The 25,000-nt window shown below is 33.2% G+C and carries 28 protein-coding genes and 5 pseudogenes; 25 read left to right on the top strand and 8 right to left on the bottom strand.

Going from position 1 to position 25,000, the window contains the following annotated elements; all coding sequences use genetic code 11:
* Positions 1–4: 4 nt before the first annotated feature.
* A complete protein-coding gene (locus NST14_RS14285) occupies positions 5–445 on the top strand; it encodes a carboxymuconolactone decarboxylase (protein ID WP_162837244.1) in 441 nt (146 codons plus the stop codon).
* A gap of 67 nt (positions 446–512) precedes the next feature.
* Here NST14_RS14285 and NST14_RS14280 read toward each other — a convergent pair whose 3' ends face one another.
* Complete coding sequence (locus NST14_RS14280) at positions 513–1,154, bottom strand: HD domain-containing protein (protein ID WP_000875266.1); 642 nt, start codon at positions 1,152–1,154, stop codon at positions 513–515.
* A 105-nt stretch (positions 1,155–1,259) separates the two neighbouring features.
* Between NST14_RS14280 and NST14_RS14275 the strand changes: the two genes are divergently transcribed.
* From NST14_RS14275 to NST14_RS14260, 4 genes are all read left to right on the top strand, one after another.
* Positions 1,260–1,763, top strand: coding sequence for a GNAT family N-acetyltransferase (locus NST14_RS14275; RefSeq protein ID WP_001180575.1), 504 nt, complete (start codon positions 1,260–1,262; stop codon positions 1,761–1,763).
* A gap of 224 nt (positions 1,764–1,987) precedes the next feature.
* Positions 1,988–2,653 carry a lytic polysaccharide monooxygenase gene (locus NST14_RS14270; protein ID WP_048557933.1) on the top strand — a complete coding sequence of 222 codons (666 nt, stop codon included), beginning with the start codon at positions 1,988–1,990 and terminating at the stop codon, positions 2,651–2,653.
* A gap of 161 nt (positions 2,654–2,814) precedes the next feature.
* Positions 2,815–3,744 (top strand): manganese-dependent inorganic pyrophosphatase, encoded by a 930-nt coding sequence (ppaC, locus tag NST14_RS14265; protein WP_000416843.1) that lies wholly within the window; start codon positions 2,815–2,817, stop codon positions 3,742–3,744.
* 105 nt (positions 3,745–3,849) lie between these two features.
* Positions 3,850–5,496 (top strand): M3 family oligoendopeptidase, encoded by a 1,647-nt coding sequence (locus NST14_RS14260; RefSeq protein WP_048557932.1) that lies wholly within the window; start codon positions 3,850–3,852, stop codon positions 5,494–5,496.
* A gap of 18 nt (positions 5,497–5,514) precedes the next feature.
* Here the strand turns inward: NST14_RS14260 and NST14_RS14255 are convergent, their stop codons facing one another.
* Complete coding sequence (locus NST14_RS14255; protein ID WP_000789869.1) at positions 5,515–5,712, bottom strand: DUF4017 family protein; 198 nt, start codon at positions 5,710–5,712, stop codon at positions 5,515–5,517.
* A gap of 293 nt (positions 5,713–6,005) precedes the next feature.
* Between NST14_RS14255 and NST14_RS14250 the strand changes: the two genes are divergently transcribed.
* From NST14_RS14250 to NST14_RS14240, 3 genes are all read left to right on the top strand, one after another.
* The gene (locus NST14_RS14250) at positions 6,006–6,455 is read left to right on the top strand and encodes a DUF6884 domain-containing protein (protein ID WP_001253260.1); all 450 of its coding nucleotides are present in this window, start codon (positions 6,006–6,008) and stop codon (positions 6,453–6,455) included.
* A gap of 239 nt (positions 6,456–6,694) precedes the next feature.
* Complete coding sequence (locus tag NST14_RS14245; RefSeq protein ID WP_000135297.1) at positions 6,695–7,429, top strand: N-acetylmuramoyl-L-alanine amidase; 735 nt, start codon at positions 6,695–6,697, stop codon at positions 7,427–7,429.
* Between the two features lie 404 nt (positions 7,430–7,833).
* Entirely contained in the window at positions 7,834–8,664 is an 831-nt protein-coding gene (locus tag NST14_RS14240; protein ID WP_000540610.1) for a GH25 family lysozyme, read from the top strand.
* A gap of 152 nt (positions 8,665–8,816) precedes the next feature.
* Here the strand turns inward: NST14_RS14240 and NST14_RS14235 are convergent, their stop codons facing one another.
* The 3 genes from NST14_RS14235 to NST14_RS14225 form a co-directional block, all read right to left on the bottom strand.
* Positions 8,817–9,269, bottom strand: coding sequence for a hypothetical protein (locus NST14_RS14235; RefSeq protein ID WP_000877581.1), 453 nt, complete (start codon positions 9,267–9,269; stop codon positions 8,817–8,819).
* A gap of 133 nt (positions 9,270–9,402) precedes the next feature.
* The gene (locus NST14_RS14230; RefSeq protein ID WP_048557931.1) at positions 9,403–9,759 is read right to left on the bottom strand and encodes a hypothetical protein; all 357 of its coding nucleotides are present in this window, start codon (positions 9,757–9,759) and stop codon (positions 9,403–9,405) included.
* Positions 9,760–9,888: 129 nt separating this feature from the next.
* Complete coding sequence (locus NST14_RS14225; RefSeq protein ID WP_000287702.1) at positions 9,889–10,512, bottom strand: hypothetical protein; 624 nt, start codon at positions 10,510–10,512, stop codon at positions 9,889–9,891.
* Between the two features lie 1,073 nt (positions 10,513–11,585).
* On the opposite strand from NST14_RS14225, the gene recQ reads away from it, so the two are divergent.
* The 3 genes from recQ to NST14_RS14210 all read left to right on the top strand — a co-directional run bounded on the left by recQ (position 11,586) and on the right by NST14_RS14210 (position 15,034).
* On the top strand, positions 11,586–13,703 hold the full coding sequence (gene recQ, locus NST14_RS14220; RefSeq protein WP_073541734.1) for a DNA helicase RecQ: 2,118 nt from the start codon (positions 11,586–11,588) through the stop codon (positions 13,701–13,703).
* Between the two features lie 25 nt (positions 13,704–13,728).
* Positions 13,729–14,112 (top strand): gamma-glutamylcyclotransferase family protein, encoded by a 384-nt coding sequence (locus NST14_RS14215; RefSeq protein ID WP_000546576.1) that lies wholly within the window; start codon positions 13,729–13,731, stop codon positions 14,110–14,112.
* 184 nt (positions 14,113–14,296) lie between these two features.
* On the top strand, positions 14,297–15,034 hold the full coding sequence (locus NST14_RS14210) for an SAM-dependent methyltransferase (protein ID WP_001004313.1): 738 nt from the start codon (positions 14,297–14,299) through the stop codon (positions 15,032–15,034).
* Positions 15,035–15,073: 39 nt separating this feature from the next.
* Here the strand turns inward: NST14_RS14210 and NST14_RS14205 are convergent, their stop codons facing one another.
* Entirely contained in the window at positions 15,074–15,928 is an 855-nt protein-coding gene (locus NST14_RS14205) for a CPBP family glutamic-type intramembrane protease (RefSeq protein ID WP_000127497.1), read from the bottom strand.
* 365 nt (positions 15,929–16,293) lie between these two features.
* Between NST14_RS14205 and NST14_RS14200 the strand changes: the two are divergent.
* The 7 genes and pseudogenes from NST14_RS14200 to NST14_RS14170 form a co-directional block, all read left to right on the top strand.
* Positions 16,294–16,878 (top strand): annotated as a pseudogene (locus tag NST14_RS14200) (HelD family protein); the annotation flags it as partial.
* Positions 16,877–17,629, top strand: a pseudogene (locus NST14_RS14195) (hypothetical protein); the annotation flags it as partial. The pseudogenes NST14_RS14200 and NST14_RS14195, both read left to right, overlap by 2 nt.
* Positions 17,630–17,663: 34 nt before the next feature.
* Positions 17,664–18,176: a GNAT family N-acetyltransferase gene (locus NST14_RS14190; RefSeq protein ID WP_000617502.1), complete on the top strand. Its 513-nt coding sequence runs from the start codon at positions 17,664–17,666 to the stop codon at positions 18,174–18,176.
* A 144-nt stretch (positions 18,177–18,320) separates the two neighbouring features.
* Positions 18,321–19,097, top strand: coding sequence for a serine hydrolase (locus tag NST14_RS14185; RefSeq protein ID WP_109629624.1), 777 nt, complete (start codon positions 18,321–18,323; stop codon positions 19,095–19,097).
* Positions 19,094–19,456 carry a hypothetical protein gene (locus tag NST14_RS14180; protein ID WP_076872152.1) on the top strand — a complete coding sequence of 121 codons (363 nt, stop codon included), beginning with the start codon at positions 19,094–19,096 and terminating at the stop codon, positions 19,454–19,456. The genes NST14_RS14185 and NST14_RS14180 overlap by 4 nt, the downstream gene beginning before the upstream one ends.
* A gap of 26 nt (positions 19,457–19,482) precedes the next feature.
* A complete protein-coding gene (locus NST14_RS14175) occupies positions 19,483–19,899 on the top strand; it encodes a GNAT family N-acetyltransferase (protein WP_044792169.1) in 417 nt (138 codons plus the stop codon).
* Between the two features lie 44 nt (positions 19,900–19,943).
* Positions 19,944–20,106, top strand: a pseudogene (locus tag NST14_RS14170) (N-acetylmuramoyl-L-alanine amidase C-terminal domain-containing protein); the annotation flags it as partial.
* An 80-nt stretch (positions 20,107–20,186) separates the two neighbouring features.
* Here NST14_RS14170 and NST14_RS14165 read toward each other — a convergent pair.
* Together NST14_RS14165 and NST14_RS14160 are read right to left on the bottom strand one after the other, a co-directional pair.
* Entirely contained in the window at positions 20,187–20,399 is a 213-nt protein-coding gene (locus NST14_RS14165) for a DUF3006 domain-containing protein (RefSeq protein WP_000820164.1), read from the bottom strand.
* Between the two features lie 2 nt (positions 20,400–20,401).
* A complete protein-coding gene (locus NST14_RS14160; RefSeq protein WP_229142761.1) occupies positions 20,402–21,787 on the bottom strand; it encodes an S-layer homology domain-containing protein in 1,386 nt (461 codons plus the stop codon).
* 253 nt (positions 21,788–22,040) lie between these two features.
* On the opposite strand from NST14_RS14160, the gene NST14_RS14155 reads away from it, so the two are divergent.
* The 7 genes and pseudogenes from NST14_RS14155 to NST14_RS14125 form a co-directional block, all read left to right on the top strand.
* Positions 22,041–22,445 carry a GNAT family N-acetyltransferase gene (locus NST14_RS14155; RefSeq protein ID WP_229142760.1) on the top strand — a complete coding sequence of 135 codons (405 nt, stop codon included), beginning with the start codon at positions 22,041–22,043 and terminating at the stop codon, positions 22,443–22,445.
* Positions 22,446–22,458: 13 nt separating this feature from the next.
* Positions 22,459–22,812, top strand: a complete 354-nt coding sequence (locus NST14_RS14150; protein WP_000994635.1) for an MmcQ/YjbR family DNA-binding protein — start codon at positions 22,459–22,461, stop codon at positions 22,810–22,812.
* 21 nt (positions 22,813–22,833) lie between these two features.
* Positions 22,834–23,541, top strand: a complete 708-nt coding sequence (locus NST14_RS14145; protein WP_061184394.1) for a class I SAM-dependent methyltransferase — start codon at positions 22,834–22,836, stop codon at positions 23,539–23,541.
* Positions 23,542–23,606: 65 nt separating this feature from the next.
* On the top strand, positions 23,607–24,002 hold the full coding sequence (locus tag NST14_RS14140) for a ribosomal maturation YjgA family protein (protein WP_001093430.1): 396 nt from the start codon (positions 23,607–23,609) through the stop codon (positions 24,000–24,002).
* 15 nt (positions 24,003–24,017) lie between these two features.
* Positions 24,018–24,155, top strand: a pseudogene (locus NST14_RS14135) (aminoglycoside phosphotransferase); the annotation flags it as partial.
* Positions 24,151–24,669, top strand: coding sequence for a DNA topology modulation protein (locus tag NST14_RS14130; protein WP_000755804.1), 519 nt, complete (start codon positions 24,151–24,153; stop codon positions 24,667–24,669). The pseudogene NST14_RS14135 and the gene NST14_RS14130, both read left to right, overlap by 5 nt.
* A 32-nt stretch (positions 24,670–24,701) precedes the next feature.
* Positions 24,702–24,908, top strand: a pseudogene (locus NST14_RS14125) (hypothetical protein); the annotation flags it as partial.
* Between the last annotated feature and the right edge of the window lie 92 nt (positions 24,909–25,000).

Genomic DNA, 25,000 nt, shown 5'->3' with positions numbered 1-25,000 from the left:
TTGAATGAGGTATATTGCCTTCTTTTCATCACATACTACAGTAGGTACAGATAATTTGAATGGGGGTAATAATAAGATGGAACACGAACAACATCATAGTTCAGTAAATGACGTTCTACATCATTATAAAGAAGGAATCGGTAGTTTTACAAACCAAATTCCTGAAATTGCTGAAACATATAATGCATTCACGCAAGCTTGTTTTCAAGAGGGTTCTTTAACAAAAAGAGAAAAACAACTTATTGCATTAGGAATTAGTCTAGCAACGCAAGATGAATATTGTACCGTTTATCATACAAAAGGGTGTCTTGATCAAGGGTGTTCAGATAAAGAAATTCTGGAAGCGTGTGGTGTATCAGCAGCATTTGCTGGTGGAGCTGCAATGAGTCAAGCGGTAACTTTAGTGCAAGAGTGTTTAACAGAACTGAAAAATCATAAGCATTGAATAGAAAAAAACGTTTTAAACTTTATGTTTAAAACGTTTTTTATGTGAAATTACATTTGTATTCACTTTAATATTTTATATCTTCATAAATCGAATTCTCTACATCAGGAAGAACTGTGTATATGCTTTTACCGATTAAAGCTTCTAATTCTTTCTTAATTGCATAAAACCCTTTCCAATGTAATGATGTATGAGACGTTGTACCGTGACGTAAACCAACGGAAATCAATCTTCTTTCCAGCGTAGTAAAACCATCCGCGTCAGCAAGAGCATCACAAAGAGTAATTACTTTATTGTATAAATCGTAGTTACAATGTTCATTCAATATTTCAACTAACTGGATTCTCATATGATCAGGAACGAGACTCCACTCCGCTGCGATATCTATATGTTCATTTTTGCATGGGAATGAGTGTGTAACACAAATAACAGCGTTTCCTGTATACCCTAAATCATTCATATACATATAACCATCGTAGGAATGAATGACCGATTTGGTAAAACCTTTGTATCTTCCGATATCATGCAAAAGGGCAGCATTATATGCTATATCAGCATCTAGGTTATACCCATTTTTAATAAGTTCTATAATTATGTTTTCAGTTGCCTGAGCAACATTTATTGAATGTTCAAACCAAGGACCGGGGTTTTGTTCATATGCCCATTCGAGTAATTCTTTTGCATATGTTCTATCTACTATATATTTCATATCGTTATCCTTTCCCTAAAAAATCATGTTTTAAAGAATTTCATCTTAGTATATCATTATTCCTCCTTTAAAAATTGGTACAATGAAACAAAAGGGGGATTAGTAATGCAAAATTTAGTAATTGAAGAGATTAAGAAAATAAATGATGATATGGAAGAGCTTTCTGAACTTTTGAAAACGGTTGTAAATGATGGGGCGTCAATTGGTTTTTTACCTCCACTGGATCAAAAAGAATCAGCGAAATATTGGGAGACTGTTTTAGCACCAGAAGTGATCTTATATGTTGCTAAAATAAATAATGAAGTGGCAGGGAGTATTCAATTACATTTCGTTACAAAGCCTAATGGGATTCATAGAGCTGAAATTTGTAAGTTAATGACTCATCCAAACTTTAGACGTAATGGCATTGGACGTTCACTTATGCGCAAAGCAGAGGAACGAGCGAAGCAAGAAAACAGGACTCTTTTAGTGCTAGATACTAGAGAAGGAGATCCTTCGAATAAATTGTATAAATCATTAGATTATCAAGAAGCTGGAAAAATACCAGAATACGCAATTTCTCCAAATGGTAATTTAGATGCAACAGTTATTTATTATAAATTTTTATAAGTGATGATTAAAATGCTGTCATGCTTAAAATAATAAAGTTTGATTTTTAACACCGTCTATATTTCTCTAGCGGTGTTATTTGAATTTAATTAATGTGCTAATTGAATTTGAGAAAGTTTTTAGAGGGTTCTTTTCGTAATGTTCCTCGACTTATAATGGATGTAGAGAAGATGACTAGGCAACTATAGTTATTTTCGCTTTATTATGGGAAAGGGGATGACGAGATGAAAACGAAAGGTTTACAGAAGGTGAAGAAAGTTATATTAAGTGGTGGGATATTACTTACAGGATTGTTAACTTTCGGTTTTTCAGAAAAAGCTTCAGCTCATGGATACGTAGAATCACCAGCGAGCCGTTCTTATTTATGTAAGCAAGGGGTAAATGTAAACTGCGGTCCGATTCAATATGAGCCGCAAAGTGTAGAAGGAATAGGTGGATTCCCGCAATTAGGACCTTTGGATGGTCAAATCGCAGGAGCTGGCCATTTCCCTGCTTTAGATGTACAGACTGTAGATAGGTGGAAGAAAGTTACGTTAAACGGTGGGACGAATACATTCAAGTGGAAACTAACGGCTCCTCATAGTACGAAAGAGTGGAAATATTATATTACGAAGAAAGATTGGAATCCGAATAAGCCTTTAACGAGGTCTGATTTAGATTTAGTGCCTTTCTATGTAAAAAATGATGGAGGAGCTAGACCTGGAACTTCCGTAACACATGAAGCAAATGTGCCAACTGATAGAAATGGATATCACCTTATTTTAGCTGTGTGGGAAATCGCAGATACTGGAAATGCATTTTATCAAGTTATAGATGTTAACCTTGTAAATAACGGTTTAGCATCAAATAACGTGCTAAATCATGTAGTGCAAGTTCCTACTTTATTTTAAATAAAGTATACATTTCGATCATCTAATTCATTTTAGATGATCTTTTTTACGAAAAACGATGAAAAATATAGAAGAAAGTGCAATTATTTATAAAAAATTATGCTTTAAATATTGTCATATTTGCTTCTTTAAGATATCCTTTTCATGAAGAGGTGGAAAACATGGAAAAAGTACTAGTTTTCGGGCATAAAAACCCAGATACAGATGCAATTTGTTCTGCAATTGCTTATGCAGAATTGAAAAAAGAATTAGGAATGAATGCTGAGCCTGTACGTTTAGGCGAAATCAGCGGTGAAACTCAATTTGCGTTAGACTATTTTAAAGTAGAAGGACCGCGTTTTGTTGAGACAGTAGCAAACGAAGTGGACAACGTTATTTTAGTTGACCATAACGAGCGTCAACAAAGTGCTAACGATATCGAATCTGTTCGTGTGTTAGAAGTTATTGACCATCACCGTATTGCTAACTTTGAAACAAGCGATCCTATTTACTACCGTTGTGAGCCAGTTGGTTGTACAGCTACAATTTTAAACAAGATGTACAAAGAAAACGGCATTACAATTCGTAAAGAAGTTGCAGGTTTAATGTTATCTGCAATCATTTCAGATTCTTTACTATTCAAATCTCCAACTTGCACAGAGCAAGACGTAGCAGCAGCTCGTGAATTAGCGGAAATCGCTGGTGTAGATGCTGACAAATACGGCTTAGAAATGTTAAAAGCTGGTGCTGACTTAAGCGGAAAAACAATGGAGCAATTAATCTCTCTTGACGCTAAAGAATTCCAAATGGGTAATGCGAAAGTTGAAATCGCACAAGTAAACGCTGTTGATACAAATGACGTTCTTGTACACCAAGCTGAACTTGAAAAAGTTATCTCTGCAGTAGTAGAAGAAAAAGGTTTAGACCTATTCTTATTCGTTGTAACTGATATCTTAACTAATGATTCTGTCGGTCTTGCGATCGGTAAAGCAGCAAACATTGTTGAGAAAGCATACAACGTATCTCTAGAAAACAATACTGCTACATTAAAAGGTGTAGTATCTCGTAAAAAACAAATCGTACCAGTATTAACAGAAGCATTCCAAGCGTAATATTATTGAGTATGATTTAACAAAAAGACAAGTAGTCAGATTGGCTACTTGTCTTTTTCTTTCTCTAAAAAACAGAAAATTAGATTTTTAAAAGGAGAGTTGTGTATGTTTAATGATTTGGAGAGTAAATTACAGTCACTTTTAGAGCGAAATATTACTTCTGTTTTAGAATTAGAAAATTGGCTTTTCGATGAATTGCGTGTAAACGCTGAAATAGAAGAGAAGATAACAAGTAGTTTAATCGCCACGTATAGAGATACAGGTAACAGAAATATGCGTGATTTACATATGTATAATCAAAATACAATTCAACCACTTTTAAAAAGATACAATGCAAAGTTTGACCAAAAATTTATAGAGTGTCCGTTTTCTAACTTATTAGACGAGCGAAAATATGCATTTATGAAAAAAGCAAGATTTGTAAAGAGTAAAATGTTTAATGAAAAAAACATTGCTCTTTCTATTAAAGAGCAAGAGTGCATTACGAAGTATAGAGAAATAATGTCTAACATAACAATGAATTGGGAAGGCGAGCAAAAGACGTATGCACACGTTAAAGCAAAGCTAGATAACCCAAATAGAGCTATTCGCGAAAAAGCTTGGTACGCTTTATGTGAAGCAAGGAGTGCAGTGAAACCAGAAGTGGATCGTATTATGAATGCACTTATACAATTGCGGAATGAGATAGCTTTAAATGCAGGGTTTAATAATTATAGTGAATATGCTTTTAAACAAAAAAACAGAGATTACAGTATTGATGATTGCTATAAGCTCCATGAATCTATAGAAAAGTATGTTGTACCAATTTGGAAACAGTTGGGGAGTATTTCTAAAAAGAATCTCGGTGTAAAAACGTATCGCCCTTGGGATCTTTCTCCATGTAATTTACCAAAAGTCCCATTCCAAAATGTGATTGATTTATTAAATGGTGTGGAAGAAATATTTCGAAAGACAGATTTATATTTTTATGAGAAATTTATTCATATAAGGAAAGCTGGATGCATTGACGTAGAAGAACGTGAAAATAAAGCACCAGGAGCTATTTGTTTTACCTTGCCTCATAGTAAAGAGGTTTTTGTGTATTCTAATTTTAGTCCTTCATTTTATGCAATTAATGCACTTATACATGAAGTGGGGCATGCATTTCATTTTTATAAACAATTTAAAAACGATAGTAGTATGCAGGAAAGATATCTGCGCGAAGAGGTGGCTGAACTTTATTCCCTCAGTCTTGAGTTATTAGTAATGGATAAGCTGAATGTTTTTTATAAGCAAGAGGATGAATATAAAGAAGTGCAACGCCTACAAATATATCGTGCTTTGTCTTTATTAATGTCGTCAATTGCAGGAGATGTATTCCAGCACTGGATCTATGCGAATCCAAACCATACACCAGAAGAACGTGATAAGAAACACGCCGAACTATGCAAAAGATATCAATATTCAACAGTCGACCTTGCAGGATTAGAGGATGAAATCGGTGCAAGCTGGATAGAGTCATTTCACTATGTTCAGTTTCCTTTTTATAAAATTGAATATGCAATTGCACAAATAGGAGCAATGCAATTGTTTCAAATTTACTGGGAAGACCCAGAAAAAGCGATTGCTTTCTTTAAAGAAGGTGCGAGTGCAGATTGGAATTTATCTATACAAGAAATATATGAAAAAACAGGTGTCACGTTTGATTTTTCGGAAGAAAGGATAGAAAGTACTGCAAGTGTTATTTTGGATGTGATCAATGAATTAAAATAAGAATAGCATTCGCTATCCTTATAACTGTTTATTCGTAGATTTTTTCTTGTTTATATAAAATGTAATAATAGCTGTAATGAGAAAAATAGGTATAGCATACGCTTGCCCAACAAACAACTTCCAGCCCGCATGATTATAACTTTGAGATGCTGGAGCAATCATAGCGATTACGCAAACAATAATATAGAGTACTAGTGCAGGGAGTATATTTTTCATTTGTTCACCTCCTTCTAAAGATATCCTATTTGGTTATTTATATACTTTAATTATTATTAAGGGCTTTGAAAAGTAAATATACTATTGTTTATAGTATTATAATATTTACAAGGGGTACTATGTTTAAATAGGGTAATGGGGGTTCAAATCTTAAAAAAGTGAATTATTAGTAAAAAAGATGGCTATATGGTAAAAGATGTAATTTTTATATTTAATATCATTATATAGCATGTTGAGGGCAAAATGTATAAAATAATTAACTTTACTTATGCAGGAGAAGAGGTAAGAAATATATGAGAAGGTTATGCATAATTCCATGCGGAAAGAAGAAAATTTGGGATAAGTATCCAGGTTATGGACCAATGGAAGCAAAAGATGTATATATTAGCCCGTTCGGAAAAGCATGTCAATCGTATGCAACTATGTTTTTCGAGAATTGGGTTATATTATCAGCGAAGCATGGATTTTTAAGGCCAAATGATATTGTACTAGAAAACTATGATCTTGCGTTTGATTCAAAGAGCGATAAGGTAATAAGTATAGAGCAATTACAAAAACAGATGGTAGATAAAAGTTTACTACAGTTTGACGAAATCGTCTTACTTGCAGGGAAAAAGCATAAAAAAGTAGTAACAAAGCTATATCCAGAAGAAATGATTACATATCCGTTAGAAGGATGTAAAGGAATTGGATATATGTTGCAGAGGTTGAAAGAGGCAGTGAAGGAAGAGGAGGAAATATAAGTATAGTTTCGGTCACTATGAGCTTAAACTGTTTTTAGGGAATTAAAACGTAAAATAGAGTTTTTAAGCATCGCCAAAAAGGTGATGCTTTTTGTTCGTGTCACCACTTTTTATAACGAAAACGAATTGCCTTCACTTTTAGAAAATGTAGGATGTATGGGTACAGTTAAGATTGTAAGTGGGAATAGCAATAAGACAAGTTTTGAATATGATATTAAGAAAGGAGATGTTGATAAATAATGGCCAGATATAGTTTGCACGGAGGACACAATAGTATTGTTCAAGGTGCTAATTTCGGGAATCGGAAAGAACATGTTCTAGATAGGCAAGTTAAAGATGCTGTGGCGACTAAGTTAAGGTCCCTAGGACACACGGTTTATGACGATACGGACGAGGTAGGGACAACTCAATCACAAAATTTAAATAATATCATTCGGAATAGCAATTCCCATGCTGTGGATTTAGTTATTTCTTTTCATCTTAATGCAAGTGATGGAAATGGACAGGGTGTTGAGGTTTTGTATTATGATCAGAAAGATTTGGCGGCTAAAATCTCAGCTCAACTAGCAAAAGATATTGGATGGCGTGATCGAGGTGCGAAACAACGTACAGATTTAGCAGTATTAAATGGAACGAAAGCACCGGCTATTCTTATTGAATTAGGATTTATTGATAATGAATCCGACATGGCAAAATGGAATGTTGATAAAATCGCTAATTCTATTGTATTTGCTCTTACAGGACAAACTGGAGGAGGTGCAACGGACTTGCTCAAAGTAAAAACTGGCGGTGTAGCATTTAGTAATTTACAAGATTTGGCTCAAGCTATGGTAGATGCGGGTATTGATGGACAAATTGTCGTTCAGAAAGATGGCATTGGTTATGCTATAACGAATGGCTATCCGTCCGGAAATATCGATAAATTTACAGCTTGGTTAGATGCACGTAAATGGTACTATGAGTACGTGAGATAAAACGAAAAATTGTCTTATTTTTAGTTAACAAGTATATTAAGTAACTAATAATTATGTAACTATAAAAATATGAACAATGTATATGTAAATTAGTACACAAAACCACCTGTCAGAAAGGTGGTTTTGTGTATCACGCTTTAATGGCAGTAAAATTCATACCTCAAAATTCGGATGAAGCTAAGAAATTAGCTGGGAATTGCACTGCTTGTGGCCTCCTACTGATTATAGTTTAGAGCTTTGTAAGTCTTTACTTATTAAACCTGTAATAATATTTTATTTTCTCAATACATAAGCCGAATTTTAAAATATTACGCAATAATACACTACCTTTCATACTATTTATTAGTTGATAATAGCAAAAAAACAAGCTTTGAATATAATAATGAAAAAGGAGATGTGAAATAATGGGTTATATTGTAGATATTTCGAAATGGAATGGCGACATTAACTGGGATATCGCAGCACCACAATTAGATTTTGTAATTGCACGTGTGCAAGATGGTTCAAATTATGTAGATCCTTTATATAAAAATTATGTGCAAGCAATGAAAGCAAGAAATATTCCGTTTGGTAATTATGCGTTCTGTCGTTTCGTTTCAGTAGAGGATGCACGGATAGAGGCGAGAGACTTTTGGAACCGTGGTGATAAAAATGCAACCGTTTGGGTAGCTGACGTAGAAGTAAAAACAATGAACGATATGAGAGCGGGTGCACAAGCTTTTATTGATGAATTACGCAGATTAGGAGCTAAGAAGGTTGGTTTATATATTGCTCATCATATGTATGATCCATTTGGAATGGCAAATGTCAATTGTGATTTTGTATGGATTCCTCGTTATGGTGGTAACAAACCAGCCTACCCATGTGATATTTGGCAATACACAGAAACAGGGAATGTAGCTGGCATAGGAAAATGTGATTTAAATAAGTTAATGGGAAATAAGCCGTTAGTTTGGTTTACTAATCAAACTGTTGAACAATCGACAAAACAAGAAGGAGTTGGAATTATAGTGAATAAATTTAGTAAAGTTGTTACGTATGAATTTGGTACAGCGTTAGTAGTAGAAATGTTAGGAATGATGGATGCTCTGGGGTATGAATCTCGTATTATCTCATATGGAGATAAACAAGGATTAGTTAGATTTGAAACAGCATATCGCCAAGGGAATGAATTAGATCGAGCGACAGCGTGGTTAGATGCTAAAGGACTTAAATATTTTTATACAAAAGAATAGTTTGCTAAATAAAAAGCCGTCATGTGACGGTTTTTTATTTTTATGTAATCTTTTAACTCTATGTAAAACAAAAGCGAAATGCCATTGTAGGCATGAAGAGGAAAGGTATTAATAATAAAAAGGAGTACGATACGTACTCTTTTTTTTGGTGATTATATTCCATCTTGAACAGATTTCTTTACAATTAACCATGTGTCTTTCTTTTTAATCGTTATAGCTACATTAGTTCCATTAGATTCCTTATAAAAGATATATCCATTGTTTGAGTTTACATATGTGACTGGTTCGCCTATGCAATCTCGCGAGCAGGATTTGTTGACTAGTTCAATTAGGGATAGTTCGCTGGGATCTGTTTTACTGGCTTCTATAACAGCATCAAGGCTTGTTTTTCGATAACCTTGCAAGTTTATATGAAAAAGCTGCTCTATTTCTCCTGTAATGCTAGTATTCATTACTTCTATTGAATTCTTTTTTTCTTGAAGAAATCCGTTTTCATAAAGTAATTTTGTATATCCAATCCATGCGATTAAAACTAGCATGATAAACATACTACATATTTTAAGTGTTCGAAGGCGTTTACTAACTATCGTTTCTGAGTATTTCATTCACTTTAATCCTCCAATGTTTTTAATTTAAAGTATGCCTCAATACATATTTTTAGAAGAAGGATAGAATTTAAAGAGTTCTAGATAAAAAAGAAAGCATCTGAAGTGGGATGCTTTCTTTTTAGTATTTTCACTATCTGTTCGTTACTTGTTTCATAAGTGGTCTAATTTCTTTAACGGGTGGTTTTTTATCATAGGCATCAACGTAAGAAAAGTAATAATTTAAGTTTCTGAGAAGCCCTTTTCCTATTTTAGCACTTAAAAAGGGAAAGACTTGTCCAGTATAATCATCAAGAGATTTACAGTAGTATTTTTCATCTAAATATATACTGTATTTACATGTTAGTTCTACTAGTGAGTTCCCTTCATCATCAATTACTTCCTTAGAATCAATAATGTCTATTAATGCGAATTTTTCATTTAGATAAACTTTCTTCCTTTTCTCATGTTTATTTGTAAGTATAAATACGAGACCAATGGCGTTAATCAAACTGTTTCCTCCTATAAAAAACGGATATTAATAAAATATATCGATATAAGCTAAATGTAAAGAGCGGGGACGAAATATCATTGATAGAAAGCTCAATAAGCCGATTTGTTTTTTCAAATCGGCTTATTGTTATTGAAATACTTGCGGGAATTGCTTTACGATTGCGTTTGTTATCATGTCGGACATTTCTAAAGCTTCTTTTTCAACTTTATCGTACAATTTTACTCCTGCTTCATAATCTTTATTTAGAAATGCCAGTGCTTCTGCTTTTGTTAATGCTAGATGTTCATAAAACATTTGTGTAAATTCTTCTTTTTGTATATATGGGTTGATGCTAGTAAGAAACGCTACAATTTCATCACCGTTAGCGTACCATTTTTTCTCTATAGCGACAGCTGCGTTTTGGTCACCAGCTTTTGCAGCTTTAACAAGATCTGCTGCAATTACTAAGTGGTCTTTAATTAATGCACTATATTTTTTTACTGCATCTTCACCATAGAATGGTTCAAGAGATAGTCCCATATGTGTTGCATTTTGAAGAAGCCGTTTAACTGTAACGTTTACGTCTGGTAAATGAAAGACAATACTTATAATAGCTAATCTCGTCCAAGCGACATGTTGTTCCCAAAAGGAACGCATATAACCTTTTAAAAAGTTCTCATTTTTACTAATTCTGTAATTACGTACAGATGTATCAAAGTGTAGATAATGGTTATGATAGGGGGAGTAATACGATTGCCAATAAGAATACATAAACGGTAACACTCCTTTGAACATGTATAACTCAAAGTATGATGGGAATTTATAATTAGTTACGTGTCCTCGTTTATTTTCAGAAATTGCTATGGAAAAAGATGAGTAATTTTATTGCGTTATATATAAATAAATTGAATATAAAGTAAAAGAGGCTCTGCAAGGGAAGTTGCAGAGCCTCAAAAGGGTATTGCCGAGATGTCGGACTCGACTACGTAATATTATCATAAAATTCTATTAAAAAAACCTGGTAAATGTGTCCAATTGAAAGTGAGTCTTTAATAAAGTGAAAGGGACCTGCTTCCCGCGGCAGATCCCTTTCACTAGATAATGTCGATGAGCAAAAACTCATCTGGAGTACCTTTATAGTAACAAGTGAAATTCGTTTTGTGTATTGAGAAAAAAGAATTAGATAATTAAATGTTAAGCATTTATATTTTACCTTTTGTGATTATCACCATTTGTAGTGAGTGGATTAAGATTATAAAATGGCGATAAGATTTATAATTACATCTAATATTATGAAATATATAATAATAATAATAAAAGACCCACTTATATAAGCAGGTCAACTTAGGGGGTTATCAAACAGAATATTTCATATGTTAACAACTGTATTGTATTAAGTCTATAAGGTTCATATTGAGAAAATGATTATGAACGATTTATTTCGCACGTGTATTAACGTTTAAAAAGTTGAGAAAGAAAATGAAAAAGCTTTCTATAAGAAAATAATGGTAGATACTTATAGTATGATTCATATTTCCACGCTTCATTATTTGAGAATTGGGGTTGGTTCGATACGCTTTTCTGTTTGATGAAACTAATATTATGGTGCTTCATATAGTAACCTCCTGAATTCATATGTATAAGATTAGTAGTATTCAAGGAGAATTAATAAAATGTGTATTTATTTTGAAATTCGTTATAATTGTTAATCATTCTCAAAAACGTAAAGAAGCATAAAATAATGAAAAAGCAGGCTGATAGTCATGTATTCATCACTTTCATGATGCATAAGAGATGATATAATAGGAGTAGATGAAAGATAAAGAAAAGCAGGTGACTCTTTTTTGTTTACAAAAGCACAAGAACTTTTAGCGTCTTATTTCGGTTATTCGTCATTCCGAAGAGGACAAGATGAAACAATTAAAAATGTATTAGATGGGAAAGATACTGTCTGTATTATGCCTACAGGTGGTGGTAAGTCAATTTGTTATCAAATTCCCGCATTAGTATTTGAAGGAACAACGTTAGTTATATCGCCTTTAATATCACTTATGAAAGACCAAGTAGATACATTAGTACAAAATGGTATTTCAGCTACATATATTAATAGTTCTATTTCGATTACAGAAGCGAATCAACGAATTCAATTAGCGAAACAGGGCCATTATAAGTTACTTTATGTAGCGCCAGAGCGACTTGATTCAATGGAGTTTGTTGACCAACTGATCGATATGAAAATCCCGATGATTGCCATTGATGAGGCGCACTGTATTTCGCAGTGGGGACATGATTTCCGTCCGAGCTATTTACATATACACCGTATATTAGATTATCTTCCAGAAAAACCGCTCGTATTAGCATTAACTGCTACGGCAACACCACAAGTTCGTGATGATATTTGCAACACGCTTGGAATTAATCAAGAAAACACGATTATGACAACGTTTGAGCGCGAGAACTTATCATTTTCTGTTATTAAAGGACAAGATCGTAATGCATATTTAGCGGATTATATTCGTCAAAATCAAAAGGAATCTGGGATTATATATGCAGCTACTAGAAAAGTAGTTGATCAGTTGTATGAGGATTTAATGAAAGCGGGAGTTTCTGTATCAAAATATCATGCCGGTATGAGTGATAACGATCGAAATGAGCAACAAGAACTCTTTTTACGTGATGAGGTGAGTGTAATGGTAGCCACATCTGCGTTTGGGATGGGTATTGATAAATCGAATATTCGTTACGTTATCCATTATCAACTTCCAAAAAATATGGAAAGTTATTACCAAGAAGCAGGACGTGCTGGCCGTGACGGATTAGATAGTGCATGTATATTGCTTTATTCTTCTCAAGATGTACAAGTACAACGCTTTTTAATTGATCAATCGACAGGAGAGTCTCGTTTTTCAAACGAACTTGAAAAACTGCAAAATATGACTGACTACTGTCATACAGAACAATGTTTACAATCATTTATTTTGCAATACTTTGGAGAAGAACCAAAAGAAGATTGTGGCCGCTGCGGTAATTGTACAGACGACCGAGAAAGTATCGATGTGACGAGAGAATCGCAAATGGTTTTATCTTGTATGATTAGGACGAACCAACGATTTGGTAAACAAATGATTGCACAAGTACTAACTGGATCTAAAAATAAGAAAGTCATTGAATTTAATTTTCATACTTTGCCAACTTACGGACTTTTATCAAATCGTAGTGTAAAAGAAGTGAGTGAATTTATTGAGTTTTTAATTTCAGACGAGCTAATTGCAGTTGAACATGGTACTTACCCGACACTAAAAGTAACGGAAAAAGGGAAAGAAGTGTTACTTGGTAAAGAGAATGTTTTACGTAAAGAACGAGTAGAGACAAGACAAATCGTTCAAGATCATCCTTTATTTGAAGTACTTCGCGAAGTACGTAAAGAAATTGCGCAAGGAGAAGGGGTACCTCCATTCGTTATTTTCTCTGACCAAACGTTGAAAGATATGTGCGCAAAAATGCCGCAAAGCAATTCTGAACTTTTAACTGTGAAAGGGATTGGTGAACACAAACTTGTGAAGTATGGTTCGCACTTCTTACAAGCAGTTCAGCACTTTATTGAGGAAAACCCAAACTATGCTGAAACTATTAAAACAGAAGTGATGACAGAACGGAAGAAATCAGGGAAAGCTTCAGCAAATTCTCATTTGGAAACGTATGAAATGTATAAACAAGGTATTAATCTAGATGAAATTGCGAAAGAACGTGGATTATCAAGACAAACGATTGAAAATCATTTAATTCGTTGTTTTGAAGATGGAATGGAAGTAGACTGGAACAGTTTTGTTCCTGCAGAATACGAACAACTGATTGAAACTGCTGTGCAAAATGCTGATGGTGGTCTGAAATCGATTAAGGAACAACTTCCGAATGAAGTGAGTTACTTTATGATTCGTGCTTATTTACAAATTAGAAAGTAGTGACATGTAAAGGGGATAGGAATTAATGCATCACGTTTTTGTGTATGGCACGTTAAGAAAAAAGCAAACGAATGCTCATTATATGCAAGGTGCAATATGCATTGCAGACGAAGCATGGACGTATGGGGAATTATTTGATACAAACGAAGGGTATCCGGCGATGACTTATTCGAATGAAGAAAAGGTGTATGGAGAAGTTTATGAAGTAAATGATGACATATTGCATAAGTTAGACGAACTAGAAGAATATACAGGTAATGCAGAGACGGATTTATATGAACGAATCACACAAATAGTATTTGATGGTGATAGGGAAATAGAGGCATATGTGTATCTCGCTCAAGATAAAAATATGCTAAAGAAAGTTATCATTTCTGGTGATTGGTTGAAGTATCAACAAGGGAAATAATAGCAGCCATAGAGCAGATATTGGAATTTTCCATTATCTGCTCTTTTATTTTTGGTACTTTAAAAATTCTTATTATTTAGATAAAATGTAAATGTAGGGAAATCAAAAGGAGGATTTTTCATGGGTATCAGAAATTTAGTTTCTCACCTGTAGTAGAAAAATAACGTACAGGAGGAGAATAATAATGAACGAATTAAATGTAAAAGAATTTTATAAAAAACAATTTGAATTACTAAGCTATAATATAAAAAATGAAAATTGGTTGCAGGAAGTTGCGAAAGAAGTACAAGAACAAATTGGATATTCATTTCAAACGATGTTAGAACTAGGAGCTGGAAATGGTGGTTTTGCAAGAGCGATGTCTAATTTGGATGTAAAAATGACTACTGTTGAGCTTGTACCAGAGTTAGTTATGTTTGCTAAAGAACATTCTACTAGTGATATTGAGATTCATTGCGCTGATTTTTATAAAATTAACTTTGAAGAAAAGTTTGATGTTGTTAGTTATTTAGATGGATTTGGTGTAGGGACAGATGAAGAACAATTGGTTTTATTAAAACGAATCCATAATTGGTTGAAAGATGATGGGTGTGCACTTATTGATATTTATCAACCATTATATTGGGAAAAAGCAAATGGACAAGAAATGCCGATTTATTCTGCAATGCGAAAATATGAATATGATAGTGAGAATGCTAGGATGCTGGACCACTGGTGGGAAAAGGATTCTTCAAATGATATCGTGACACAATCTTTACGTTGCTATACGATAGATGAGATTAGTAATTTATGTGCAGAGGCTGGTTTCAGTATAGTTGGGATTTTCCCAGGAGGAGCGTATGACTTTGAAGAGAGGAAATATAAAGAGCAAGCGTCTTTAAATGAATGTTTATCATATCGAATAAAAATAAAAAAAGAGTAGGGATTAATTCCTTACTCTTTTGTGCTTTTATAATGTGAATCATTGACTGTTTTTCGTATTTAATTGTCGTTCTTTTTTAATTCTTATAGATCTTAGTACAATCCCAATTCCAAGAAATACAATAGTAGCAACGACTCCGCTAATAGGGTTTAACCAAAAATCACTGCCTTTGGTAAGTGTAATAATCCCTGTTATTGTAACTAAAACGGTAGGAACAGCATCTTCAATTGCATGCATGATAACGCATGGCCATACTGACTTTGTAAGTCTATATATTTCAACATACATAATAGACCAAGAAACCATAAGTATGCAACCGGATAAAAGCATATTTAACCTTGAAATAGATTCGAAATATTCATTTGGTAAAAAAACTAAATAATAAGCGGCATGCCAAAGAGACCAAACTAAACCAGAAATAATATAAATAAACCAATCGTTTAACTTTAGTTCAATGAGCTTAGGGGTTAAATAACCGCGCCATGAAAACTCTTCAAAAATATTTTTAATAAAGTTACCAATAGTAGACATGAATATGAGTGACAATAACGAATATATTTCAAAACTAGTTATGTTTGCTACTCCAAAAATAAGTGCTAAACTTATCGTTATTACTGTAACGAACGGGTAAATTAGTATCGCAACGAAGTACCATTTAAAGTTTGCCTTCAAATTTAGTTTTATACCAAAATCATTCCAATCTCGGCTAATAACTCTAAGGAAAATACATGAGAGGAAAGGTAATATTAACCACAGTCCCATGCCTAAAGAGTTTCCTTCAGGCTGATCTGTTAGAAAAGAATCTAGAATTACGCCAATCCAGCCACTTGCCAATACAATGAACACAAAAATAAGTAAATGTAACTTAAGGGTTTTTCTTTTGGTAGCAGTCATTTTCAATAGACTCCTTTACTCTTATTTTTGACTTTTGTGACCTTGGGTATTTTATCAATGAAATAATAGATAACTAGAAAAGAAGCTGGAGAGTATGTAAGGGGAACTTAGTTAGATAGTATAAAGTCCTTTTAATCAATAGAAAATAGCGGCTTTTGTATAAATCACTTTATTATATGTGTAGTTGTATGATTTAGATGTTATATATTCTTATCATGTAAAAATCTCATTGGAATTTCAATATTAGAAAGGTGAAAAGTAAGTTTTTTCAGAAAAAACAAATTAAGTCCTTGACTTTATAATTGGATTTTTAATACAATTATATTTCGACTGAAAAATTAGAACGGACAGGAGGGAATCATCAAATGAACAACATTTTTGAAGAAGAGTTACAAAAAATGAAAGATACATTACGTACGATGGATGATCAATTAGAACAGCTTGAAAAAATTCCAGTTTATTACGGCGATGATTTTAAAGAGCAAATTCTTGAAAGTATGAGGGAGTCTAATAGACAAAACTTACGTATTGGGGTACAAGAACCGTACTTTGGTAGATTAGATTTTCAAGAGGATGGCAAGGAAGAAGTTATGCCGATTTACATCGGTAAAGTAGGTGTTTCACATAAAGATACGATGAAGCCAATTGTAATTGATTGGCGGGCACCTGTCGCAAGTATGTTTTATTCATTTACCGGCGGTGATGAACTAGCATTTTATCAATCGCCAGATGGATTAGTAGAAGGTGATGTTTATTTAAAGCGAAATATCTCTATTCGAAAAAGAGAATTAGAACGTGTTGTTGATACATATGTAAAAGGAAATGAAGATGTCTCGCATGCCGATGATTTTCTTCTATATCGATTAGGTGAGAATAAAGATAATAAACTAAAGGATATTGTTTCGACGATACAATCGGAGCAAAATGATATTATTCGTGCGGAAAGAAATTGCAGTTGTTATTGCACTCATTGCAATGGTTGCAGAAAATTTTTTAAGTTATACTGGTGATCAAGCAGTATTAAATGTTATTTTACAAGTAATAGGTAAAGGCATTGGAGAAATTTTTGAAGTAGCCCTCCATGTATTTTTCTGGTTAACACTCGTATTTGCTATTTTAGAAAGAACGGATAAAAACAAAGATACCGAGCCGTTGACGACAAGTTTAAAAAAGTGGACGCCAGATGATTTGAAAAACATTTCGTACATTCCGAAGAAAAAAGCAATTTCCAAGTTTGAAGTTTTTGGAGGGTTAATGTGGACGGCAATATGGGGTACACTTTATTTTTATGCGAATCATCTCGTTGGCGTATACAGTGGTACGGGAAGTGGATTGAAGTTTGTCGCGCCAACGTTTAATCAAGATGTGTTACTTCAGTATTGGCCAATCGTTGTGATGATAATTGTTTTTGAAATAGCGATATCTCTTTATAAATTAGTACAGGGACAATGGACAAAAAGATTGGCAATCGGGAATGCTATTCTCCAAATAGCTGGAACGATAGTATTCATTATAATTGTAGTAAATCCGCACATATTTACCGATGGATTTATTACGTTTGTGGCAAATGTGTTCACTATTTCTCCGGAAGAACTTAAAAAGTGGCTAATTAGTGGGGGTATTCTCATTTACGTTTTATCTGCTGCATTAAACATTTATGATGGCTTTCGAAAAGCTAGTGTTCGTGTAACAAATAGGTAGTTAAAAAGAGAACGTATATGAAAGGAAGAAAACGATGATAAGGGAAGCAACGGAAAAAGATGTAATATACATTTTAGATATTTATAATGATGCGATACTGAATACAACTGCTGTATATACGTATAAACCCGTAACCCTTGAAAATAGAATAGATTGGTATGAACAAAAAAAGGCTGATGGTTATCCGATTTTTGTATACGAACTAGATAATAAAGTAGTAGGATTTGCGACATTCGGTCCGTTTAGAGCTTGGCCTGCCTACAAATATTCAATTGAGCATTCTGTGTATGTTGATAAGGAATATAGAAAATGTGGGATTGGAACTTCTTTGATGAGAGCATTGATCACAATTGCAAAAGAAAGAGAATATATGACTTTAATTGCTGGAATTGATGCGGAAAACGAGAAAAGTATTGCCTTACATGAAAACTATGGATTTGTTCATGCAGGGACGATTAAAAAGGCTGGTTATAAGTTTAATAAATGGCTAGATTTAGCTTTTTATCAATTGGAGCTTAATGGTCCTAAAAATCCTTTAGAAGAATAGAAAATTAGTATCTTAGGTAGCATGGAGTTATTCATGCTACCTTTTTCTTATTGTAATCATAAGAATGCTTATCTAAAAAAGGGATTTCATATTATATATTGAATTATTAAAAAATAATATAACGTTTGGAAAAGAGGCTGGGAAATGGAAACTGTCATTCAAAAAATGAAAGAGATACAATCTGATCATGTTGGAATAGCTATTTATTCTACAAAAAATAATCGCATAGTTGCTTCATATAATAGTGAATTAAAAATTCCGTTAGCATCGGCAGCAAAAGTAACAATAGGATTTGTAGTAGCGCAGATGGTGAAGGAAAATAAATGTAATTGGCATGATATACTTCATCATGTTAAATTTAATCCAAATGAAGATAGTGCGCAGTTGTATCCACATTTACAAGGAAGAAGGACTTTAACACTTGGTAAAGCAGTAGAAGTGATGATAGCATGTCATGATAGTTACGTTGCACAGTCAGTTGTAATGTACTGTGGTGGATGGGATGCTGTGAAAATGTATGCCCAAACGTACTTTTCAAAAATTTATATACAAGAGGACGCTAGAGATGAGAAAAATGTTGGAGAATTAAATGAAGTTCTTTCACTTTTAGTACATATTTTTCAGGGTTATAAATCAGAAGCAGAATTATGGGAACCAATTATTAGCGGCATGGTAAGACAGCAAGGTGAATATGAAGGAATACATTCATATCACTTAGCTCATATGACAGGTGGGCTATCTTCAGCTGCAATAAATATTGGTATAATAGGAATATTTAACGAATTTCCGTTTCTTTATGTTATTGGGGGAAAAGATTTACCTAATCGACTTGAAAATAAAGAGGTAGATGAAGCTTTTGCGGTAGCTTTGAAGTACATATACAAAGAATATAGTGAAAGCATGCTAGGAGTGAGTAATTGAAAAGAAACTTAAAGACATCAACAATCATTATGTTAATTGTAACGATTATTGCTCTTGAAGTGGGTATCGCACTATACAATCACAATTTGTCATTAGATACTATTTATTTTGCAGCGATCCTCATTTGTATTGTATTACTTTTTGGTACACGTGTTTCTGAGAAGAAAGAGAGACGAAAAAAAACAGCTCTTTTATTTTGGCCATCTATTTTACTATCTATCGCTTGTTTTGCAGTTATAAGTTACATAAGAATAGGCTATGTTTCTGTACCAGGTATAATTGGCTTTTCATGCTTTGTTATTTATGGTGGTTTCGTATTTATTAGTATGTTAAAAAGGAAAAGTAAAAATGAGAGGTAGCTTACTAAGTTGAAAGGAAGAGATATATGAAACGCATAGAGAATGGTACTCGCATAGAAGGAGAATATATAAAGAATAAAGTCATTCAATATAACATGTCTATTTTAACAGATGAAGCAAAACAGCCGATGGAACAAGTAAGTTTTGTTCTGAAAGATGAGGCTGGGAAAATCTTTGGCGGCGTAACAGGTACGATGTATTTTTATCATCTTCATATAGATTTTTTATGGGTTGATGATTCAGTTCGTCATGATGGTTATGGTAGTCAACTATTACATAAAATTGAAGATATTGCGAAGGAAAAAGGTTGTAGATTAATATTATTAGATTCATTTAGTTTTCAAGCACCAGAATTTTATAAAAAGCATGGCTACCGAGAATATGGTGTTGTTGAAGATCATCCGAAAGGGCATAGTCAACACTTTTTAGAGAAGAGGTTATAGTATTCGTGTTTTACAAAAAAGTGGATTTTTAGAAGCATCGCTAACAAGGTGATGCTTTTTCGCCTTATGCAACTTCAGACGTTATGGCGGCGTTAACTTCTTTAAAAATGACCGCTACCTTCATTTTACAATCGGATGGTTTAGCATATTGGTTACTGAACCCACTAGTGATACGCAATGAAAAGTTGGCTTAATCGAAAAGGTTGATGGTATGAAGTTAAATAATAAAAAAACTAGCTATCATTTGTGCAAAAAAAGAGCCGTCCAGTTTTGGAGGGCTCTTTTTACTATTCAAATAGCTTATTCATTAAATCTTGTATTTCACGTCTTCTTTTATCTGTTTCATCCTTATCAATTGTATACGTATCATCCTCTATTATAAGAACATCACCCTCTTTTGCAGTGGAAGGGAGTTTGGATTTAGGTACATCAATTGTTACGTTATTCACTTCAATAACTGCTAGTTCGCCTTCAAAACGGTCAATAATACCTCTCTTCATAATTATCTCTCCGTTCTTACAGAAATGTTAGAACCATCACTAGTAATAATTACAGTTCCATTTAAATCAGTTCTATATACTTTAACAGACATTGCATTTAACTTTGCTAAAGTTTCCTGAGTAGGATGGCCATATCGGTTACCTGCACCTGCACTGATTACAGCGATACTTGGTTTCACTGCATCTAAAAATGGCTGAGAAGAAGATGTCTTACTTCCGTGATGGCCAGGTTTTAATACATCGGATTTTAGGCCGGAACCATACGTTGCAACCATATCTTTTTCACCTTTAGATTCAGCATCACCAGTAAATAAGAAAGATTTGCTGCCATGTGTTACTTTTAATACAGCACTCCACTCATTTAGATCGTTACCGTATTCTTTAACAGGAGCTAAAAATTGTGAGTTTAAACCATTGATTGGTAAAGTTACTCCAGACTTCGCTTCTTTAATAGTTAACCTTTTGTTAGCTACTGCAGTTAAAAAGTCTTGAAACGTTTGTGTCGTATGGCTTACTTTAGGTGCGTAAACGTTTTTTACATTCATAGCATAAAGTACTTCATCCAATCCACCTACATGATCGGCATCAGGATGAGTAGCAATCATATAATCGATAGTTTGGAATCCTAATCCTTTTAAATAATTTGCTACTACTTTACCTTTTCCGTTGTTACCACCGTCAATAAGGATCGTTTCGCCACTTGGAGATTTAATAAAAGTAGCATCACCTTGTCCTACATCAATATAATGAACTTCTAACTCTCCTTTAGGCTTAGGAAGAGCCGGACGGAAACTAGGCTCTAATACACGAGCTAAAAATGCGGCGAACTGTTCACGAGTTACTTTTACGTCTGGACCAAATGTACCATCAGGAAACCCAGCTGTAATATTATTTTGAGCTAAAATTTTGACAAAATTGTAACCCCAATGAGTAGATGGAACATCAGGGAAATTGACGTCTGCACCTGTAGGTTGCAAATTAAAAGTTTTAACTAAAACTACTGCCATTTCTGCACGAGTTAATGAACGGTCAGGGAAATAGTTTGTTTCACGTTGTACAATGTTATTATGTGCTAACTTATGTACAGAATCATAGTAATAGATACCTTTGGCTACATCGGAAAAAATATGATTATAGCTAGATGGTTTTTCTAATTTTAATGATAAATCTAGCATTAAGGCCATTTGTCCACGAGTTACATCATCATCCGGTTTAAAAGTTCCTTCTGGCGTACCATTAATGATACCTTTATCTGATAAATAGTTAATTTCCTTAATTGCCCAATGATTAGATTGGACATCTGGGAAAGCTTTAGCACTTGTAAGATTTGGAATGAACAATGTTAAAATCATGACAAATGCTGTTAATAATAAACTAAACTTTTTCAAAAAATCGCCTCACTTAATGTATTTTTTACCTTATTAACTTTACCATTTATTACAAGTAATTCAAAGTTTAATAAGTAAATATTTTATTAGTTGTTTTGTATTTCCATAAATTCGTTAATTTGAAATAATCTAACTTAATAGAGGGGATAGGAAAGGTATTAGAGAATTGTTTATATTGCAATTGTAAAATCCATATTATAAATTTATAAAATCATTTATAATAATTTATATCATGTTAAATGGGAGAAAGAAAATGTATACATATAAATTACAAGATGAGAAACCAATCTGTTCAGAAAAATTAAAGAGGCTTTACGATTCTGTCGGTTGGTGGCCAGAAAGAAAAGAAATCGATATTCAAAAAATGTTAAAAAATAGTATAGCAATTGGGGTATGGAAAGAAAATGAGTTAATTGGTTTTGCTAGAGTTGTTTCAGATGGTGTTTTTCGAGCGTACTTAGAAGATGTTGTTGTGCATGAGAGTGTAAGGAATAAAGGTATTGGAGAGAAGATGCTTACAATGTTACTTGAAGAAATATCTCATATCGATATTGTGAGCTTATTTTGTGGAGAGAAGCTTATAAAGTTTTATGGTCAAAAACAATTTCAAGTGACGAAACAAATTGTGATGCATCGTAATCAAATAGTGAAAGAATAAGGGGAGAATTAGAATGAATGCAACAAGGGAATATTGTTTATCGAAAAGAAAAGCGACAGAAGATTCACCAGATGGTTGGAATGCAACGTGTATGAGGCTTAATAATAAAATATTTGCGATATTGAACCATGAAGAAGGCGAAAAAGCGGCAATAACATTAAAATGTGATCCAGAACTTGCGCTAAGATTAAGAGAAGAGTATCCAGAAACAATCATTCCGGGTTATCATATGAATAAAAAACATTGGAATACGGTGTATATACATAAAGATGTGGAACAGGTGCAAATTAATAAGATGATTGATTGGTCGTATGATTTAGTTCTACAATCATTTTCAAAGAGAAAGCAGCAAGAGTTATTAGATTAATATGTATAAGGGGTGGATGTATTGAAAGACACGATCAAAGATACATATGATAAATTAGCGAGTACATATAAAGAAAATCTAGATGTGGCAAATCCATATAACAGCTATTATGAAAGACCAGCGATGATGGAGATGGTTCCAAAGAAATTAGAAGGGAAGAGTATACTAGATGCCGGATGTGCAGCTGGATGGTATACTTCTCAATTTGTAGAAAGAGGAGCAAATGTTACTGCAATTGACGTAAGTTATGAAATGGTAAAAGCTGCAAAGGAAAGTATGGGGGATAAAGCAACGTTTCTTTGTCATGACTTGCAAGATATATTGCCATTTGAAGACAATACTTTTGATGTAATTGTAAGTTCGTTAACTCTTCATTACTTACAAAATTGGAATCAAGTATTTCAGGAGTTTCGTCGAGTACTGAAGCCAGGTGGAGAATTTATATACTCCATTCATCATCCTTTTATGGACTTTACAAAGTTTACTTGTAAAAATTATTTTGAAAAACAATTATTAGTAGATACTTGGATTAAACCTAATATTACAATTGAAGTTGAATTTTTTAGAAGGTCACTTCAAGATATTATTAATGAAACAACAAATTATTTTATGTTAGAAAAAATGGTCGAACCAAGGCCAGTTGAAAAGATGAAAGAAGTAAATGAAAAATCTTATTACTATTTAAATACAAATCCACATTTTCTTATTGTTAAAGCAGTTAATAAATAGCTAGTAAAATGATTATATTTTACTAGCTATTTTGCAGTTATAAATGATGAATTAGGAGTTTTGAAATGAATACGAAACGAAATAGATTACTATACGCAATGTTTACAATCCTTGTTATTATTTTAGGGCTTAGTTCAAGAAAGTTTGCTTTTGCGCTGCCGGCTCTATTAAATGATTATTTAGGTGATGCTTTATGGGCGTTAATGATTTTTATTGGATTTGGATTTTTATTTCCTAAAATAGAAATGAAGAAATTGGCTTTTGTTAGTTTAATGTTTTGCTACGGGATTGAAGTGAGCCAATTGTATCATGCTGAATGGATAGATAGTATTCGTGCAACGACTTTAGGTGGACTTGTATTAGGTTATGGATTTTTGTGGAGTGATTTAGTTGCTTATACAATTGGTGTTGGGGTAGGATTTCTTTTTGAGTTTATATTAAGGACGAATAAGCGATTTTAAATGGAGGTATTTATTATGGAGGATATATTAGAAATTGTGAATTTTTGGTTTGAAGATAAAGATGTCACAGCTACTGAAATAAAAGCAAACGTAACAAAGATTCATTGTAATAATAAATCCTATATTTTGAAGGAAAAGGGATCGATAAATGAAAAAAGTTATATTAATAGGTTCTGGTGGTTCAGGGAAGTCTACATTAGCAAGGCAGTTAGGCAATAAATTAAATATTAAAGTACATCATCTTGATGCACTATTTTGGAAACCGAATTGGGAAGGAGTACCGAAAGAAGAGCAAAGAACGGTTCAGAATGAATTAGTGAAAGAAGATGAGTGGATTATTGATGGGAATTATGGCGGGACAATGGACATAAGAATGAACGCAGCTGATACAATTATTTTTCTTGATATTCATAGAACAATATGTGTTTATCGTGCTTTTAAAAGAGTTATACAATATCGGAATAAAACAAGACCAGATATGGGCGCGGGATGTAAGGAAAGATTTGATTTACAATTTTTTAAATGGATATGGGAATATCCTAAGACGAAGCGACCTACAATTTTAAAGAAGTTAAATCAATTGAGTAAGGATAAAGATGTTATTATTTTAAAATCTACAAATGAAGTAAGACTATTTTTAGAGAAGTACAGTGCTATAAATGGTTAGATTATAAAAAGAAATAACCTGGGGGTATAGAATTGGATAGATTTATTAGGCTAGTTGATTCTAATATGGTGAAAATTCCAGCAGGAAAAGTAGAATTAAGAGATGATCGAATAAAGAAAGAATGGAAAGCCCAAGTTAATTCGTTTCTTCTTGCAAAGTATGTTGTAACGATGGAATTATATGATGCGATTACGAATCATACATCAAATTTATCCAAAGATAAAAACAAACCAGTTGTAATTTACATAGATGACCTTGGATTTAGGCTCGCTAAGTCCATTTAGAAAAATTATAAGAGCAAAATAATATAGATAAGATTTAAAGTAAGGAG

Source organism: Bacillus sp. FSL W8-0519 (genome assembly GCF_038005585.1).
GTDB lineage: Bacteria > Bacillota > Bacilli > Bacillales > Bacillaceae_G > Bacillus_A > Bacillus_A paranthracis.
Note: the sequence above shows the minus strand (reverse complement) of the source record. Positions and strands in the feature narration are given on the sequence as shown.

What these genes read in the sequence shown, in the direction of transcription:
- NST14_RS14285 (WP_162837244.1), top strand. Translation starts at nt 5, where the DNA reads ATGAGGTATATTGCCTTCTTTTCATCACATACTACAGTAGGTACAGAT.
- NST14_RS14280 (WP_000875266.1), bottom strand. Translation starts at nt 1,154, where the DNA reads ATGAAATATATAGTAGATAGAACATATGCAAAAGAATTACTCGAATGG.
- NST14_RS14275 (WP_001180575.1), top strand. Translation starts at nt 1,260, where the DNA reads ATGCAAAATTTAGTAATTGAAGAGATTAAGAAAATAAATGATGATATG.
- NST14_RS14270 (WP_048557933.1), top strand. Translation starts at nt 1,988, where the DNA reads ATGAAAACGAAAGGTTTACAGAAGGTGAAGAAAGTTATATTAAGTGGT.
- ppaC (WP_000416843.1), top strand. Translation starts at nt 2,815, where the DNA reads ATGGAAAAAGTACTAGTTTTCGGGCATAAAAACCCAGATACAGATGCA.
- NST14_RS14260 (WP_048557932.1), top strand. Translation starts at nt 3,850, where the DNA reads ATGTTTAATGATTTGGAGAGTAAATTACAGTCACTTTTAGAGCGAAAT.
- NST14_RS14255 (WP_000789869.1), bottom strand. Translation starts at nt 5,712, where the DNA reads ATGAAAAATATACTCCCTGCACTAGTACTCTATATTATTGTTTGCGTA.
- NST14_RS14250 (WP_001253260.1), top strand. Translation starts at nt 6,006, where the DNA reads ATGAGAAGGTTATGCATAATTCCATGCGGAAAGAAGAAAATTTGGGAT.
- NST14_RS14245 (WP_000135297.1), top strand. Translation starts at nt 6,695, where the DNA reads ATGGCCAGATATAGTTTGCACGGAGGACACAATAGTATTGTTCAAGGT.
- NST14_RS14240 (WP_000540610.1), top strand. Translation starts at nt 7,834, where the DNA reads ATGGGTTATATTGTAGATATTTCGAAATGGAATGGCGACATTAACTGG.
- NST14_RS14235 (WP_000877581.1), bottom strand. Translation starts at nt 9,269, where the DNA reads ATGAAATACTCAGAAACGATAGTTAGTAAACGCCTTCGAACACTTAAA.
- NST14_RS14225 (WP_000287702.1), bottom strand. Translation starts at nt 10,512, where the DNA reads ATGTATTCTTATTGGCAATCGTATTACTCCCCCTATCATAACCATTAT.
- NST14_RS14215 (WP_000546576.1), top strand. Translation starts at nt 13,729, where the DNA reads ATGCATCACGTTTTTGTGTATGGCACGTTAAGAAAAAAGCAAACGAAT.
- NST14_RS14210 (WP_001004313.1), top strand. Translation starts at nt 14,297, where the DNA reads ATGAACGAATTAAATGTAAAAGAATTTTATAAAAAACAATTTGAATTA.
- NST14_RS14205 (WP_000127497.1), bottom strand. Translation starts at nt 15,928, where the DNA reads ATGACTGCTACCAAAAGAAAAACCCTTAAGTTACATTTACTTATTTTT.
- NST14_RS14190 (WP_000617502.1), top strand. Translation starts at nt 17,664, where the DNA reads ATGATAAGGGAAGCAACGGAAAAAGATGTAATATACATTTTAGATATT.
- NST14_RS14185 (WP_109629624.1), top strand. Translation starts at nt 18,321, where the DNA reads ATGGAAACTGTCATTCAAAAAATGAAAGAGATACAATCTGATCATGTT.
- NST14_RS14175 (WP_044792169.1), top strand. Translation starts at nt 19,483, where the DNA reads ATGAAACGCATAGAGAATGGTACTCGCATAGAAGGAGAATATATAAAG.
- NST14_RS14165 (WP_000820164.1), bottom strand. Translation starts at nt 20,399, where the DNA reads ATGAAGAGAGGTATTATTGACCGTTTTGAAGGCGAACTAGCAGTTATT.
- NST14_RS14155 (WP_229142760.1), top strand. Translation starts at nt 22,041, where the DNA reads ATGTATACATATAAATTACAAGATGAGAAACCAATCTGTTCAGAAAAA.
- NST14_RS14150 (WP_000994635.1), top strand. Translation starts at nt 22,459, where the DNA reads ATGAATGCAACAAGGGAATATTGTTTATCGAAAAGAAAAGCGACAGAA.
- NST14_RS14140 (WP_001093430.1), top strand. Translation starts at nt 23,607, where the DNA reads ATGAATACGAAACGAAATAGATTACTATACGCAATGTTTACAATCCTT.
- NST14_RS14130 (WP_000755804.1), top strand. Translation starts at nt 24,151, where the DNA reads ATGAAAAAAGTTATATTAATAGGTTCTGGTGGTTCAGGGAAGTCTACA.